Here is a 15,460-nt window from a genome sequence, read left to right on the forward strand (position 1 = left end):
AGTGACCTTATTATATTCTTCTTAGTACTGGTTATAAATGGATTTTTATGACTTTAATATGGAGTTTTGTTATTGAGCATAACTGCCCGATAGCTTAATCCATCCGCCAGTCTAATTCTTTATTTTCTCACTCTGCAACAATATTTTCATTTAACATCTGCAACTATACTTCGCGACAATGTAGGGAGAATTGTGCATTTTCAAATGACACAAATCTCCCTACATAAAAAATAAAAAGCCTGATTCCTCAAGCTTTTCTTTCAATTGAGGCTGGCTGCTTTCTCTTAACTCGCACTATACCTAGTCAATGCTATACTGCTTCACTCAGGGCTGCAGCAGCGTTTCATCTTATATGAAAACAATCATTATTATATATATCATCATCTTCTTCGGCTTATCAAGATAGCGACTTCTACAGGCTTGGTGCTCGGCACTCGTCCTCAGGAGTAATCAAACTACCTCTTTGTGGCGATTACGGTGTTGGAGAAGTACATTGTTCGCTAAGGCGCGGTCCAAAGTCAAGACGTCTGTCAGCTTAATTACTGCGTATAGAAATAGGACGAAGCAGTGGCAGTGCCCTGATCGTCCTATTTCTATTTGGATCGCTCCTTCCTTATTTTACTTTCTGGATTTCCAGTAACTGACCGAAACAATCCGTCCATCTCCGTGGATAGCTGATTATAGCCTCCCTGCTGGATGAGTCTGCCCTTATCTAGTACGATAACCTGATCTGCATGTCGAAGTGTGGACAATCGATGAGCGATGACAATAATCGTCATGCTTCCTCTCAATCTCTCGATCGATTCTTGAACAATCGTTTCATTATCGCTGTCAAGTGCACTTGTAGCTTCGTCCAGAATAAGAATAGTCGGCTTCCGAAGTATCGCTCTAGCCAATACGATTCGTTGACGTTCTCCCCCCGACAACCGTACGCCACGTTCACCGATCACCGTTTCCAGTCCATCAGGCAGCTGCCGTATCAATTCGTCAGATGCTGCGAATCGCAGCGCCTCCCACATTTCTTCATCCTTTGCACTAGGGGCAGCTGCATAAAAATTTACTTTAATCGTGGACTGGAATAAGAATGGGTCCTGAGGGACATAACCTACGGTTCCCCTTAATCTTATCGATAATTCCGCACTTAGCTCCGTGCTCATTGAGCTATAATCAGTTATCCGTTAGTTTAATTACAGGGGGACGAACCACATGTGTTCAAATGACTTCTTCATCATCTTAGGCATCTGTGCAGTCAAATAGTTATTAACCCACATAGCATGAAATACGATTTAATTTAAACTTCTAAAAAGGAAGTGGAATTCAATGTTCTTTATCCCACAACCACAGGTGTACATGAGACAACCGCAATCTCCTCCACCTGCATTCATCCCCCAAAAACCTGAGGTGTCTTATGTAGTTGACTGTTTATATGAATACACATATGTCTGGCTGCTGAATGGAGACAATTTCTGGTTTTATCCGACTCGTGTAGAGTACGGTGAAGTCTCAGGTTATAGGTGGAATGGAGCGTTTTGGATGTTTTATGGCATTGATCCAAGAATAATTGATGTCGTTGCGTGCCCCCAAATTCCAACCCTCTACTGAGATGATTATTAGTTACTACTTATTTTACTTACTTTGCACGACCTCCTGCCTGATTACAAGAAAAGGCAGCCGTTCAATCTGTATCGGCTGCCTTCCTTGTTTATTGAACTCTTGTATACGTTAGCTCAAAGAACTTTCTCATACCATGAACTTTTCTGCTTGAAATCCATCTACTGGAAATCCGTACTCTAATGATCGCAGATAAAATTCACCAATACTATATTTCATGTCAATGTAAATCTCATTAATACTAACACTATCATTTTCCCATAGTTCATCATGGAAAATATATCCCATCGTATATGTAGTAAGATTTAAAACAATATAATCTCCATTAAGCCCATGACCAACAATAAGTAAACTTTCGTTGATGCATTTTTCATTAGGGTGAGCGCTATTTTCTCCTGACAAGTCATTCACCTTATAGAAAACATTGTATCTAAACTTGATTTCTTGGTGATAAGAATGGGATAAAAAGAAATTGAAGATATCTTTGTTATTAATATACTTTTTTAGAAATTCAGCCGTTTTTTGCGAAGGTTCTTGAGTTCTTAATGCAATTTTTGTTTTACGTAATGCTTCATCAAATAGGTTTGAGTTCATTCCTGTCTCCCCTAATGCGTTAAGTTATGATGTTCTAATCGGTTAAAGAAGATAGGTGCATTTTCTATTAGTAAGTTTGGCCAGTGCTAATCGAAGTGCCAATCTTTTATTTCTATCCACGGGCTGTTTCTATCCTCTCGTTCGAATGCTGATCCGTAGTCATTTTTGAAAATCGAGATTAGAGTATGGTCTTTTTCACATAGATAATAGACATCAATGATTTTTGTGTTGGAAGGATCATTATTATATTCTTCAGGTACTGTTCCTTCGAACAATCACCATCCACTGTCTTCCTTCCGGTATGTTTGCTCGCGATATAACCAACGAATTGTCCATCCTTCGTCCAAACACTTCTTTGATATTAGAGCCTTATCCTCCCCGATTTCTAAGCAGTGCGGATCGTCTTTTTTAAAAATTACTCTAGCAATATTCTTAGGTTCAAATTCAATTATTTCTCCTACGTTGAGTGATTTAATATAGAGAGCCACATCCTCTCTGCTCGAGGATCATCTCCATCTTGATGACTTAAAATAAGCAGAGATAACGCGCTGTTCAACTTATCAATAACCACCGTCCAGAGTTCAAGCCCAACCGCACCTTCGCCCCCAGTATTTCGCTGACGAGACGGAATGGGACGTAGGCGGACCCTTCCTCAGAGATAAATGGAGATCCGCCAGCATCTTTTACTCATTCTTTCCCCTAAATACCTTTAGATTCATAACTATTTGCTTATTCGACGGGGGGGTCCACATGTAGGTCTTGATCACGCTCCGTTAAGACCCATCGAGTGAAAGTCACCTCCAAGCCAGCACGGGTTGGGGAACAAGTATAGGGACCAGCCTGATTTCCGCTTTCGTAAGGAAATCGAGCAACACGAATTGTACGCCATCCATGATGTTCCGTCCTTGCCCGAATAATAACGGCATCCTTCATAATAGACGCACGTAATGTGACCTCTTCCCCGACCCACTCTGGCACACCAGCGAGCGACCAATCGGAATAACCATCTGTTACGACTGCCGCAAGATGAGGAATGCCGTCGTTAATTTCAATCCCGGTTTTAATCCATTTTCCAGGTCCATGATACAACATGATACCTGCCTGATCGTAAAGCTCTGTAAAGGACCCCAGCTGAAATGAAACCTCCACCGCAGTGTTGTTATCCCAATCCGCCAATAATGCTGCGCCATCCTCGAATTCAAAACCATATAAAGTCTTTCTCCAGAAATCCTTTCCCTTTTCAGGCACAACCTTAAGAAATTCCCCTTCACCTCGGGCAGAATGAGGTAAATTGATCCATGTTCCTTTGTCCCAGTTCATTCTTTTCTTCGTCAACGTTACGACCTCCTTGTTAAGAGAAGTGCTTGTCCTTAGAGAAAATAAAATCCGATCACAACTGTTAATTTGTTCTTCAACTAAAACAAGTATTAATTTCCAACTTTCCAACTATTACAGTTTGCTCTAAATCGTACCAGTACGGATTCCAAGTCAATAACATTACCACCGCAACCCACTAATTGATCTTCTTCCCACGTGCTCCAGAATGTAACATCTGGCTTTTCAAACCTTCAAGATTTAAGGCGTGTATACTTTTTGGTGGAGAATGAAGAGTCATATTATGAAAGGATCTATGTAAAAACATAAATTATTCAAACCACTGCTTTGGTCCGATGATATGGAATAAATGATCACTATCAGTATTCAAAGCATCCTTTATACGTGAAATTGTAAAATCACTAATTGGCTTAGGTAAATCGTCCACATTGAAAAACTTACATTCTGTTACTTCCTCCGCATCTGGCTGTGGTTGCTGATTGTCGACCACCTTACAAGCGAAAACAAAGTGATGCATATCATTAATGGGTTCATAATACACGCCAGTCAAACGACCTACAGTAGCTTCAAGCCCCGTCTCTTCAAGCACTTCTCTCTTTGCGGTATTCTCCGCAGACTCATTTTGCTCAGATAGCCCACCAGGTAGTTCCCAGTTGTATTTTCCGTAGTTATGTTTTACTCAAATAAATCGCCCTTCTGAATCCATAATGACCGCAGCTGCTCCTACAGGCTTTTTAGACATATCCATCCCCCTAAATTTTTCATGTAAAAATGTTCCATCTAAATAAACGATAAATGTTTTAAATTTGTTTCGGAATGAATTAAAGTATTCTGCTCGTTAGTTTTAAGGGACGAAGGATCCTTGGCTAAACTATACAAAAAATGAACGTACTCAAGGAAGCAGTTACTTCCTGTGTAAGTCCATTTAAACTATCGTGTCTCGTTAGTTTAGTGACCCGGAATTTCTTTTTCCATAATATAATCATCCATTATGAATCCATTTCCGATATCTGAAACTTCTTCTCGTATGGTTCGAAAGCCCTTTTTCTTATATACCGCAATACTGGATTCGTTATTCCGATTGACAGTAAGCCAAATATTGCTTAAGTTTCGGTCTTTGCATAACTCTTCTAGTAATGCCATCGCTTGGCTAGCATAACCGCGTCCCCTGTGCTCCTTTCCGATATAAAACTTGCTCAGAAAAAGTTTCACTCCCTCTTGTCTGACCGACAAATATCCTACCACGGTGGAGCCATCTTGTTGAATTAAGAAATATTCGTAGTTCTGATGATGAATCTGATCCTTAATCGCAGGAACCGTTTGATACTTGCCTATCATGTAATCTATCTGCTCGATTGTAATAATGGATACGTAATATTCACGCCATATTTCTGCCGCTAATTGAGCAACCTCTGCGATTTCTTCCACTCCATTAACGAGTGTAAACTTAAGACTCATGACATGCCCTGCCTCTCCCAAATCTTTTGATTTGCTTTTCACTACAATATCATAAGTTTCAGCAGCAAGTCAGAAATTTTTCCATCTCATTTTTTGGTGACCTCCTCCCTGCCATCCGTCGGGAATGAGATAAAGTTCAATTGCGTTTTTTATTATTATGTGGAATAGTTCTACAACACCTAGGAAATAATGGAATCAACTAAACTGCATGTGGAAAAGAGGACACAGCATGAATTGGTGTACGTGGTTGATTGAACGAGTTCCTATTTTTGTTCGTCAGTCTGCGGTTTTGCCTCTTATGAAGCAAGGAGGTACTGTTGTTAATGCGGCATCATTGACGGCATACGAAGGAAATGAACAGTTGATGGATTACTCTGCAACTAAGGGTACGATCGTTGCTTTCACGTGCTCCCTGTCTAAATCCTTGCAAATCAGGGGCATTCGCATTAATAGTGTTGTTCCCGGAACAATCTGGACCCCGCTCAACCCTACTTCTTTCCCAGCGGATCAAGTGTTTCAGGGCAATTTATTCATGTCACTGGCGTAGTAGTTATGAACGGATAAGATGAAGATGGAGCGTAACAAAATGACGAATAAAATGATGGATTTTATCAAATACCAAGGGGTTGTATGGAAAACCCCATTAGCTGCAGCACTGTCATGGGAACTTGCGGAGTGGGCCGGATCTAAGCATCCTTACTTAGCTCCTCTGACGGTCATTTTGTCTATCCAATTAACCGTTGACAAATCCATACAATTTGCGTGGCAGCGCATCGTGGGGACCATAGCCGGCGTACTTTTCACTGTTTCCATAACACCTTATGTAGGCTTAAACGGCTGGAGTATAGGACTTCTTCTACTTGTTGGGGCATTTATCGTAACGTGGCTGAAATTGGATCATGCAATAATGGTCCAAGTTGCTCTCAGCATTTTATTGGTCATGTATTTTCAAAGCAAGATGCCGAGTTACTCCCTGGATCGGATACGCGATACTATTATCGGCGCCATCGTCGCCATCGTGATCCATATTATGATTTTCCCTCCCGATTCCGTTAACAAAGCCAAAAAAAAGATGATCCAATTCGCGGATCATCTATCCAATCATTTTATAAACACCGCTCTATGGGTGACAGAGGGCTGTTCCTCAAGTAAAGCTCAAACTTTGCAATTAAGATTAGAATCCTTGTTCCAGGAACTTCATCAAACGACAACCGAGTTGGATAAAGCGGAGCAAAGTTTGCGTTACAATCCACTAGGGACCAAAAAACGCAATGCTTTAAATGAATTAACCCGGCAAATGCATCGACTTCGATCTGGCCATGCCAATCTTACCGACATGATCCGCGTTTTTACAAATTGGTCCGAAAGCGGCAATTTTGCCAAAGAGAATCAACGAATATGGGCCGATCACTTAAACGCGTTAGCGAAGCTTATCAAGGAATGGAACAACGTATTGGATAATCCAGACACGTTTACCTTGGTTTCTAACGGATCCGCTCTTCAAATCAAAGCACCTGCTCATATGGCGAACTACCAGTACCAGTACCCGCTTGCGTTGTATATGCACGCCGAGCAAGTCATTCAAGATTTCCAAAAGGCGGATTTTTCCAATAATATCCTGTAATCTTCAGCAGTATCCACATCCATGAACAGGTCCGGATTTGCAAAATCGATGCAAATTCCCGATGTTTCTTTTCGAATAAGATGTCTCGCCCCCTGATCGTTCTGCAATCGCAGGAGCTCCGGAAACATTCGCTGTGCAAAAATAACCGGTGGCCTAGCCAAACCGTCGTAACTTGAAGCTACGAAACCAATGCTGCTGTTTGTTTCAAAACGATTAAGCAGCTCATTCATCATCTCTTTTGTAATGAAAGGTTGATCCGCCAGTATTATCATCACGGCTGCCGCTTCCATCACTTGTGCAGCCCGTACACCGCATCGCAAGGAATGCGCTTGCCCCAAGTGCGCTTCAGAACAGTAAATAACGGACCATTTCCGTTTGATCGGGTCCCGGTAAAATCTGTTGTCCATCCAATCTGTCTCAGCGTCCTTTGATACTACCAAAACATAATCCAAGCTGGAACTCAAAGCCGCCGCCAACGCATAGTTCCCCAAGTTCATAGGCCCCACTGGAAGTCGAAGTTTATCCGAACCCATTCGGGTACTTTGACCTGCCGCTAAATAAATGCCAACAATATTATTCCACCTCATAGATAACAACTACTTGCTTTTCTATTTTTTCTAAAAGTAAGTATGAGTTCTGCAAGAATGCTAACAGCGATTTCCTCGGGTCCCTCTGCCCCAATTGCAAGGCCAACGGGAGCATGGACTTGCATCGGAACCGGTTCACCTGATAGTAAACGTTCCCTTCTATTTTTCGACCCGAGAATGCCGAGATAACAAAGCTGCTGCTTAGAAAGAAGTCGAACCAACTGCTGATCCCTCTTAAAATTATGAGTCATTACAACAGCATAATCGTAAGGTGTAAAATGAATCATCCTTATCGTTTCCTCAGGAAACCCCAATAAAAAAGATTCAGCATCCGGAAAATAACGTCGATCACATAAGGCTGGTCTCCAATCGGAGACGATAACGGAAAAACCGGTGGCTGTTGCAAATGCGGCAAGTGGCCTGGCGTCCGGTCCTGCACCAAATATCAGAAGACGCGGTTTGGGATAGTAGGTATGAACGAAAACATCCGATTGAATAGAGGAGAGAAATCTCATTCCACTCTTGCACGAATCCTCGGACGACATCAAATCTAAGAGTGCCTGCGGAAATTCTCCCCTCCACTCCCCGAACAATTGCCTATCTCTAGTGAAGAAACTATAATCGGTAACAGAACCATTCGAGCCGAATCTTTTAATGAGCATAACCTCGACTTTATGATCCAAATAATACTTCAATGTACATAAATGATCCACAAACTCATCATTTACCGGTTCCATTGTTACATGAACAATGCCGCCACACCCCGGTTCTTCCCCCCAAGAGAGTGGATCCGATGATTGCATGTCGAACACAAAGCTGCGAGCAATGCCTGCTTCCAAAATATTCGGCACGCTGACCGAAAGTTCAGCCTCCAGACAGCCAGCGCTTAATACCCCTATTTGTGAACCATCTTCAAGGAACAACACCGAGGTTCCTTCTTTGCGGTAAGCACTCCCTTCCACTTGGGTAATCGTCGCAAGCACACTTCTTAAGCCGGTACGTTGAATGGTTTCCAAAATACGGTGTATTTCCTCCAAACTCGCCCCTCCTCAACGCCAGAGGGCATGGGATCCCCATCCTTATTTCGGTGTAAAAACGTCCTTCACTGCATGGTGAATTTCTTCATAGGACGTACACCTGCATATATTGGATTCCAGCCATACCCTAATGGTTTCTTCATCTGCATGCGGGTGAACATTCCACAAGCCTTCACAGTTTACAATAAAGCCGGGGGTACAGTAACCGCATTGGAATGCCTGATTCTGAACAAAGGCTTTTTGTACCGGTGAGTTCATCAACCCCTCGATCGTTGTGATTTGTTTTCCATCGGCTTCCACGGTGAGCATAAGGCACGATTTCATGGGTTGGCGGTTTACCAATATTGTACATGCACCACAGTCACCGTTCTCGCAACCGGATTTACTTCCCGTCAGTCCGAGTTTGTCTCGTAGTATATGTAGGAGTATATCCGCCGCTCTTACTCGAATCGTTCGCTTCTCACCGTTAACATCGAATTCAACAGGATACATAGCAGTATCGTTGGCTGACATGCTTCACCTTCTTTCCAATTTATGTACCATGTCAGCCATCGTTTGTTTAAGTACAAATTTCCGATAAGAGGCGGAACCTTCCGCATTATGTACTAAAGGACCAGGAAGGCTGCCGATCGCCTGCTCCATCCTTGCTGCCAATGGTATCGAGGAATCGTTCAACGCCTGCTCGATTTGGGCGGATCGAAACGGGAATGAGCAGACGCCACTGTATGCTGAGCGAATCTGATTATCTTTCTTAAAAGCAGCTACTGTTACGAGAGGATAGCCAACGTTGCCTATTTGCCGTTTCTTGTAATGAACGAACGGCAGCTGTAAATAGCCTCGGTCTGTTAAGGTCTGTACAAGAAATTCTCCATTTTCCAGTCTCAATTGTTGTAAAAATACATGGTGAATCGAGGCTTCTCTTATCCCTTGTATTCCTGCTATAACCATACGACTGTTAGCCAGCAGAAGCGGGAGTACGGCCTCCCTGTAATAAATGTTTCCGCAAATGTTTCCGCCCAGCGTGATCTTATTCCGAGCTGTTTGGTCGGCAACTCCCTGTGCCGTTTCACTGAGCAGCGGGAACGGGTTCGCCGCAGATAAAGCCGATAACGTGATGCAAGATCCGATAACGAGCTTATCCTTCTGCATTTCCATTACGCTGCACTCCGGAATAGACTTCAAATCGATAACAGCTCCTGGTTGAATGGAGTTTGTTCGAGCCCATGTGATGATCTCCGTCCCTCCGGCGTAATACATCGGTTTCTTCCCTTGTTTTTGTAGAAACTGAAACAATTCCACAGCCATCTGAACGGAAGAAGGTTTGTAGTATTCAAAGTCAAACGGAATCATGGATCGTCCTCCAGATCATCTCGGGAGTCAGAGGCAGATGATTAAGCTCAATTCCAGCGGCGATGGACAGGCAATTTGCCAATGCTGCGGGCATTCCTATTAAGCCATGCTCACCGATTCCGCGTAATCCGTAAGGCGCTTCCAAATGAGGCGTCTCGACGAAATCAACCAAGTACTCTGGTTGCTCTCCATAACGAATTAATTTATAGGTTCTAAATTGTGGATTTAATACAGCACCTTTGTCATTGAATAAAAAAGCTTCCCGGCTTGCAAAACTTAAGCCCATACTCATAGCACCTGTGATTTGGCTGCGGGCCAATTCGGGATTGATCACCTTGCCGGCATCGATGACTGTTGCCGCTTTAACGATTTTGTATGTATATTCTCTCGTATTCAATTCCACTTCTACCGCTTGAGCGCCTACCGTCCATTCCGGACCGGGATTTCCTTTACCGGTTTCGGGATCTAATGGTGTTAAATTACGCATCGCATAGCTCCCTCGTCCGATGACTTGACCACCAATGGTATTCCCATTTGGAGAATTGAAGCCGTTAGCGATTTTTTCAATTGCTATCCCCCTATCAGGGCGATTTTTAAAGAAAACCTTGCCCGCTCCGACGTCCAAGTCTGTCGGTGAGCATTGCAATACGATTGCAGCTATGTTTTTTAACTGTACGATGGCATCGTCGGCCGCATTCAGAATCGCATTGCCAACTAAGAAGGTACTGCGGCTCGCTACCGTTTTCCAATGATAGGGATCGGTACCGGTGTTGACTTCCGCAGAGATATGTATCATCTGATCATCCATGTGCAACCGTTCGGCCAAAAGTTGAGTCAGCGACGTCCTTGTACCCTGGCCGATTTCTACTGCACCACAAAGCAGATTAACGCTTCCATCGGGATTAAATGCGATAACAGCTCCTGCTCCTGCATCTGTCGGCGTACTTGAGTTTTTCCAGAAACAGCATATCCCCTTCGCCTTGATGAGATGGCCTTCGATTTCACGTGGCAGATGGTCGTCCCAATGGATTAATGTTTTCAATTTTGCAATGCACATCGGCAAATCGCCCAGATTACTTCTATCCAGTAAAGTTTGTGTCGGGGATGTATCCCCTACCCCTATCGCATTATAAAAACGAAATTCCAAAGGATCCATACCCACTCGACCCGCCAATAGATCCATCGCTCTTTCTATGACGAATGTCAGTTCCGGATGGCCGAATCCTCGAAATGAAGTCGAATAAGGATGGTTCGTATACATGCATAAAGAGTCGCAATGAACGTTATCGATACGATACGGTCCCGTGCAATCGGCGGCTCCAGCTCGGCTCATAACCGCACCTCGATCTGAATATGCCCCGCCATCAAACAGATGCAAAATTTCGACGGCCATTATTTTCCCTTCTTGAGTGCAGCCAAGCTTGATTTTAGCATCCAACCCGATATGGACTGGAGAAGAGATCATGTCCACCTCACGGGAATTCACCAATTTTACAGTTCTTCCTCCTACCGCACGGGAAGCTAAAAAAGCAAGAAATTCCATTTGAATCGCAGCTTTTCCACCAAAACTACCTCCGACAAGAGGCGTGTGAACGATCACTTTATGAAGCGGAATATGAAACGATTGGCTGATTGCTCTTCGGATAACAAAGGGCGATTGTGAGGCGGAATGGATGACTGCTCTTCCGTCAGGTAAAATCTGTGCCGTACAGCAACGTACTTCCATTGCAGCGTGATCTGATTGCGGTAAAGTGACCTCGACCTCAATGGTATGATCGCTATTCTTCCATCCTTCTTCCATATTCCCCTTGCGTATTTTTGTTCGGTTGGCGATATTAGTTCCCGGCTCCGGGTAAACATCTTCGCTCCGCTTATACTCGGCAAGATGCTCATGTATGATTGGAGCATTTTTCTGAAATGCATCGCTTGGAGAAAGGACAGCTGGTAAAAGATCATATTCCACTTTGATTTGGAGAGCCGCCATTTCTGCAATATACTCTTGTTCCGCGACAACAAGGGCGACGGGCTCGCCATAATATCTCACTTTATCAATTGCAATTGGTGGACGGTCAGCCAATGGCGACCCGGTCAAATTCGGGTAATTTTGTCCAGTTATGACCGCCCTTACACCCGGAATTTTCATGGCTTCGGACGAATCAATTGATTTTATTTTAGCGTGAGCATGTGGACTGATAGCGATTTTGGCATGTAGTAGCCCTGGGTTTGTGATATCATTCATATACTTGGCTGTCCCTGTAACTTTCTCCCATGTTTCCTTTCTGGGAACGCTTTTCCCAACCGATTGACTGATCTTGACCCCCTCCATTTCCCAAATGATCTTGCAACGTTCAAATTCTTCATAGCCTATATATATACAGGACTCGTTGTCCATATTATTTATTTTAAAGAACGAACCTCCATCATTAGGACAACCTACATCACTGGTAATGACATTAAACTGCCCATTACTTAAATAAATAAAAGAGAATTACCGCGAAAGCAAGCCCCTCAACCTCATTGCTCATGTATAATAAAAGTTTAAGAAAAACACATCAAATCATTGATACCGTGAAGGGTAAAACAATCTCATTAATAAATTTTTAAGTCCATTTTTTTTCTTCAGGATTTCAAATGGTCGCATCATCTCGTAATCTTCATGTTCAAGCATGTGACAATGCCATACAAAAAGACCAACGAAAGGATCAAATTTCGCGATAAAAGAGGTAACGTAACCAGCGGGAGCACGAATCGTATCTTTAAATCCCCTTTCATTCGGATCAGGAGGAGTTGCCTGTCCTATAAACTTGAGTACTCCTGAGGCTTGGTAAAGAGCAACGTCGAAAGGCTGGCGCTCTAGAATTTGCATATCAACGACATGTAGATGTATGGGGTGATCATCAGCCGACAGATTTAGTAATCGCCATATCTCAACAGTTCCTAAGTCCATTTTCTCGGATATACGATCATTCCACATTTTACCGTCAAGTAAATTCAACGATCTTCCATACTTATCCTCCACCCTAACGAGTGTTAGATCTCTTGTTTTTGTTGCCATCTCTCTAGAAAGGAAATCAATTTTCGTTAATTGATCCGGAAGTGAACTAGTATCTTTGCCTTTTAACGGAGTAGTTACTCTAAACTGCAACACATCGGTTGTTTCGGGGGAGGCACCTTTGAAGACATTTTTAAGAATGACCGTCTTGCCGTAGGATCGAGAAAAATCAACTATCACATCCGCACGTTCGGTCGTTAGAAGGAGGATCTCATTCATTATCACTGGTTTCTCCAATAATCCGCGATCGGTTCCAATTTGATAAAATGGCTGTCCAGAGTCCAGTTTGAATGTCATGGCTCGACTATTACAGTAATTTAACATACGAAATCGGTATTTTCTCGGCTCTACTTCAAGATAGGGGGAGACTTTGCCGTTTACCAAAATGTAATCCGCGTCAAAAGGTGTGACGATTGAAGGATAAGGAAGACGATGATTGTCTTTATCAGGAGTATCGGGGTAAAAGAGTGAGCCATCCGGGTTAAACGAGCGATCCTGAATCATAAGAGGGAATTCATATTTTCCCGTCGGTAGATTCAGGGATTGTTCATGCTCATCACGAATGATAAAAAAACCTCCAAGTCCCGCATAATTGTTCAATCTTGTAATGCCCATTGTGTGGTCATGATAAAATAACGTAGTGGCTTCAAGGTTGGGATACTCGCATACTTTTCTTTGAAACATGGGTCCTGTTTGTTCAAAATTTCTCGTAAACCAAGCATCAGGGTATCCATCACTATGGTCATGCTGTTTTCCACCGTGTAAATGAACCACAGTCCTAACCTGTGGAATTGTTTTTTCTGCACCATGTATGGTCGTATCGATGGGGAGAAAATGCTTTTTGGGCAGATCATTTATCCATTTGACATATGTCGTTTGATCCTTCATCACGTCGAAAGTAGGGCCAGGGTACATTCCGTTGTAGCCCCATAAACGGGTAGGCTTTAGATCACGATGTAGTTTTTGGGTAAATTCCCTCATGGTCACTTCATAATACGAACCTTTCTTGTGTCGTTTGATCGGGGAAATGGTTTTTGGAATCGGCAGTTTATCGACGAATTTTTGGAGTCTTACTTTTACGGGCATATGAGTATAGACCTCCTCATGGTTAATACCTTAAGAAAGCATATGAACAACAAATGTCCCACTATGTTTAATTTTGGATTTTTCCTTAATCTATTCCCTAAAAATTTGTACAATATCTCCAAGTGCTATTTCAGGCTCATTGGGATCCGTATCAGCTACGATCATTCGACTATTCACAGCTAGAATATCCAGTTCCAATTTTGCGTTTAGAAAGAACAATTCCGCGAAAATTTCGTTGCCTATGCGACATGGGCATCCTTCGCCATGTCGATATCAATTACTAAGTGAGTTGTAGTAATACGTTCTATCCGTTGATTTTGTTCGTCTGATTGCTTAAACTTCATAATAAGAGCGCCTCCTTGATGGTGTTGGGTTTCAAACCCTTGGACAAACCCATCATACCGAGGCGATCCTTTTTTGACAAAGACCATTTCTTAGGTCCTACAGGAAGGTTCAAGGCTGCCGATTCATGCCGGCAGCCTCGTCTTAGTTTCTTTTATTAAACAAACGTTCGCCGTTAGTTGAACGAATGCTTGTTAAGATTTGGGTGACAACTTCTTCGTACTTATCTTGGTTAAGAATGGGCTGACAAATATTCTTCGAGCTGATCGAAAGTTCCTCGGAAGCCCTCATGCATTGATTCGAACATGCCTTCAAAAAAGCTTCTCTCTTCCTCAGTTGCGTTGAACGGTCCGCTGCACAAGGTCATTGTGGTATTACCGTTATTTTCACTAAAGGTTACCGCATTGCGTATTTCCAGCGGGATCAAATCGCTAAATGGAGCCCGGACAATGTTGCCCGCCTCATCTGAAAAGCTGTTGAGCCAGACAATCTTTTCGAAAGCTTCGATTTCCTGATACACAAATTTACCCCACATTTGATTACCATCAGGAGATTGCATGTTGTAGTGGAAAAAACCGCCCGGACGGAAATCCAATTGCGCGACACTTATTTCAAATCCTTTCGGTCCCCACCATCGCTTCAGATGTTCGACTTCGGACCATGCTTTGAATACAAGCTTGCGCGGCGCATTGAGTACACGTGTTATGACTAACTCCTTACCTTCCGATTTCACTGTCATATCCATTCCTCCATTACTCAATATAAACCCTTGATTAAAATATACCTCAATTAGAATATTCCGGTCAAGGAATATTAATATGCGTAATAAAGGGGTACCATTCTTTACCGGAATTATTCTTCAATTAAGTAGAGTAAAGGGCTGGAAATGCCAGCCCCTCCTCGTCAAACCGGACGTGCGGTTTTCCCGCATACGGCTTTCCGACGTTCTTCATCTAGGGCAGTACGGTTTTTTCCATGTGCATAATGTTTTCAGTCCTGTATACTGAATCCTATGATCCAAGGATGGCGTAACTTCTACGCTCATCAGGAAGTGGATCGAAGTATGGCAAACCGCTTCCTTGCGAAAGTGGACTGGTACATCCTGAGGAGATTGAGACTGTTTTGGAATAACAAACACTGGAAGCGCAAGCGGAATTGGTCGGAGATGCATATTCTGCTTCAACGTGCACTGCCCATTAGCGTAACGCGGCTGCCGATCGATGTCGGCAGCCGCGTCTTGGTTGCTTATTACGTTGACGTTCTCCGATAGTTTAGCGACGACACCTGTTAATTAAGCACGAAATAGAATATCAATATCCCCATCTTCAAATCCAATTCCAATTGTAGATGCATTTTTGAGGATGTTTGGATACTAAAATAGTCG

Annotated in this window: 14 protein-coding genes and 3 pseudogenes; 3 read left to right on the top strand and 14 right to left on the bottom strand. The window is 43.0% G+C overall.

Translation table 11 applies throughout. The annotated features are described in order from the left end of the window. Positions 1 to 593 precede the first annotated feature (593 nt). The 7 genes and pseudogenes from NV381_RS12285 to NV381_RS12310 form a co-directional block, all read right to left on the bottom strand. The gene (locus NV381_RS12285) at positions 594 to 1,157 is read right to left on the bottom strand and encodes an ATP-binding cassette domain-containing protein (RefSeq protein WP_258213584.1); all 564 of its coding nucleotides are present in this window, start codon (positions 1,155 to 1,157) and stop codon (positions 594 to 596) included. A 583-nt stretch (positions 1,158 to 1,740) separates the two neighbouring features. Next, a complete protein-coding gene (locus NV381_RS12290) occupies positions 1,741 to 2,205 on the bottom strand; it encodes a hypothetical protein (protein ID WP_258213585.1) in 465 nt (154 codons plus the stop codon). An 86-nt stretch (positions 2,206 to 2,291) separates the two neighbouring features. Then, on the bottom strand, positions 2,292 to 2,480 hold the full coding sequence (locus NV381_RS38440; protein ID WP_419182262.1) for an immunity protein Imm33 domain-containing protein: 189 nt from the start codon (positions 2,478 to 2,480) through the stop codon (positions 2,292 to 2,294). Between the two features lie 454 nt (positions 2,481 to 2,934). Then, positions 2,935 to 3,540, bottom strand: coding sequence for a DUF1349 domain-containing protein (locus NV381_RS12295; protein ID WP_258213586.1), 606 nt, complete (start codon positions 3,538 to 3,540; stop codon positions 2,935 to 2,937). A 167-nt stretch (positions 3,541 to 3,707) separates the two neighbouring features. Then, positions 3,708 to 3,820: pseudogene (locus NV381_RS12300) on the bottom strand (GNAT family N-acetyltransferase); the annotation flags it as partial. A gap of 30 nt (positions 3,821 to 3,850) precedes the next feature. Beyond that, positions 3,851 to 4,189, bottom strand: a pseudogene (locus tag NV381_RS12305) (NUDIX hydrolase); the annotation flags it as partial. A 299-nt stretch (positions 4,190 to 4,488) separates the two neighbouring features. Further along, a complete protein-coding gene (locus NV381_RS12310) occupies positions 4,489 to 4,998 on the bottom strand; it encodes a GNAT family N-acetyltransferase (protein ID WP_258213587.1) in 510 nt (169 codons plus the stop codon). A gap of 268 nt (positions 4,999 to 5,266) precedes the next feature. Here NV381_RS12310 and NV381_RS12315 point away from each other — a divergent pair. Together NV381_RS12315 and NV381_RS12320 are read left to right on the top strand one after the other, a co-directional pair. After that, positions 5,267 to 5,512 (top strand): annotated as a pseudogene (locus NV381_RS12315) (SDR family NAD(P)-dependent oxidoreductase); the annotation flags it as partial. Positions 5,513 to 5,584: 72 nt separating this feature from the next. After that, on the top strand, positions 5,585 to 6,622 hold the full coding sequence (locus NV381_RS12320) for an FUSC family protein (protein ID WP_258213588.1): 1,038 nt from the start codon (positions 5,585 to 5,587) through the stop codon (positions 6,620 to 6,622). On the opposite strand, the gene NV381_RS12325 is transcribed toward NV381_RS12320, so the two are convergent. The 7 genes from NV381_RS12325 to NV381_RS12355 all read right to left on the bottom strand — a co-directional run bounded on the left by NV381_RS12325 (position 6,580) and on the right by NV381_RS12355 (position 14,815). Beyond that, a complete protein-coding gene (locus tag NV381_RS12325; RefSeq protein ID WP_258213589.1) occupies positions 6,580 to 7,209 on the bottom strand; it encodes a nucleotidyltransferase family protein in 630 nt (209 codons plus the stop codon). The genes NV381_RS12320 and NV381_RS12325 overlap by 43 nt on opposite strands. Next, on the bottom strand, positions 7,206 to 8,246 hold the full coding sequence (locus NV381_RS12330) for an XdhC family protein (protein ID WP_258213590.1): 1,041 nt from the start codon (positions 8,244 to 8,246) through the stop codon (positions 7,206 to 7,208). The genes NV381_RS12325 and NV381_RS12330 overlap by 4 nt, the downstream gene beginning before the upstream one ends. A 42-nt stretch (positions 8,247 to 8,288) precedes the next feature. Next, entirely contained in the window at positions 8,289 to 8,759 is a 471-nt protein-coding gene (locus NV381_RS12335; protein ID WP_258213591.1) for a (2Fe-2S)-binding protein, read from the bottom strand. 3 nt (positions 8,760 to 8,762) lie between these two features. After that, positions 8,763 to 9,596 carry an FAD binding domain-containing protein gene (locus NV381_RS12340; RefSeq protein WP_258213592.1) on the bottom strand — a complete coding sequence of 278 codons (834 nt, stop codon included), beginning with the start codon at positions 9,594 to 9,596 and terminating at the stop codon, positions 8,763 to 8,765. Further along, positions 9,583 to 11,922: a xanthine dehydrogenase family protein molybdopterin-binding subunit gene (locus NV381_RS12345; RefSeq protein ID WP_258213593.1), complete on the bottom strand. Its 2,340-nt coding sequence runs from the start codon at positions 11,920 to 11,922 to the stop codon at positions 9,583 to 9,585. Before NV381_RS12345 ends, NV381_RS12340 begins: the two co-directional genes overlap by 14 nt. 231 nt (positions 11,923 to 12,153) lie before the next feature. Further along, positions 12,154 to 13,734 (bottom strand): multicopper oxidase family protein, encoded by a 1,581-nt coding sequence (locus NV381_RS12350; protein WP_258213594.1) that lies wholly within the window; start codon positions 13,732 to 13,734, stop codon positions 12,154 to 12,156. A gap of 574 nt (positions 13,735 to 14,308) precedes the next feature. Beyond that, positions 14,309 to 14,815 (bottom strand): SRPBCC family protein, encoded by a 507-nt coding sequence (locus tag NV381_RS12355; protein ID WP_258213595.1) that lies wholly within the window; start codon positions 14,813 to 14,815, stop codon positions 14,309 to 14,311. 324 nt (positions 14,816 to 15,139) lie between these two features. Here NV381_RS12355 and NV381_RS12360 point away from each other — a divergent pair, with 324 nt between their 5' ends. Continuing rightward, positions 15,140 to 15,346 carry a hypothetical protein gene (locus NV381_RS12360; protein WP_328517113.1) on the top strand — a complete coding sequence of 69 codons (207 nt, stop codon included), beginning with the start codon at positions 15,140 to 15,142 and terminating at the stop codon, positions 15,344 to 15,346. Positions 15,347 to 15,460: the final 114 nt, after the last annotated feature.

The sequence above is a fragment of the Paenibacillus radicis (ex Xue et al. 2023) genome, assembly GCF_024722015.1.
Lineage (GTDB): Bacteria > Bacillota > Bacilli > Paenibacillales > NBRC-103111 > Paenibacillus_S.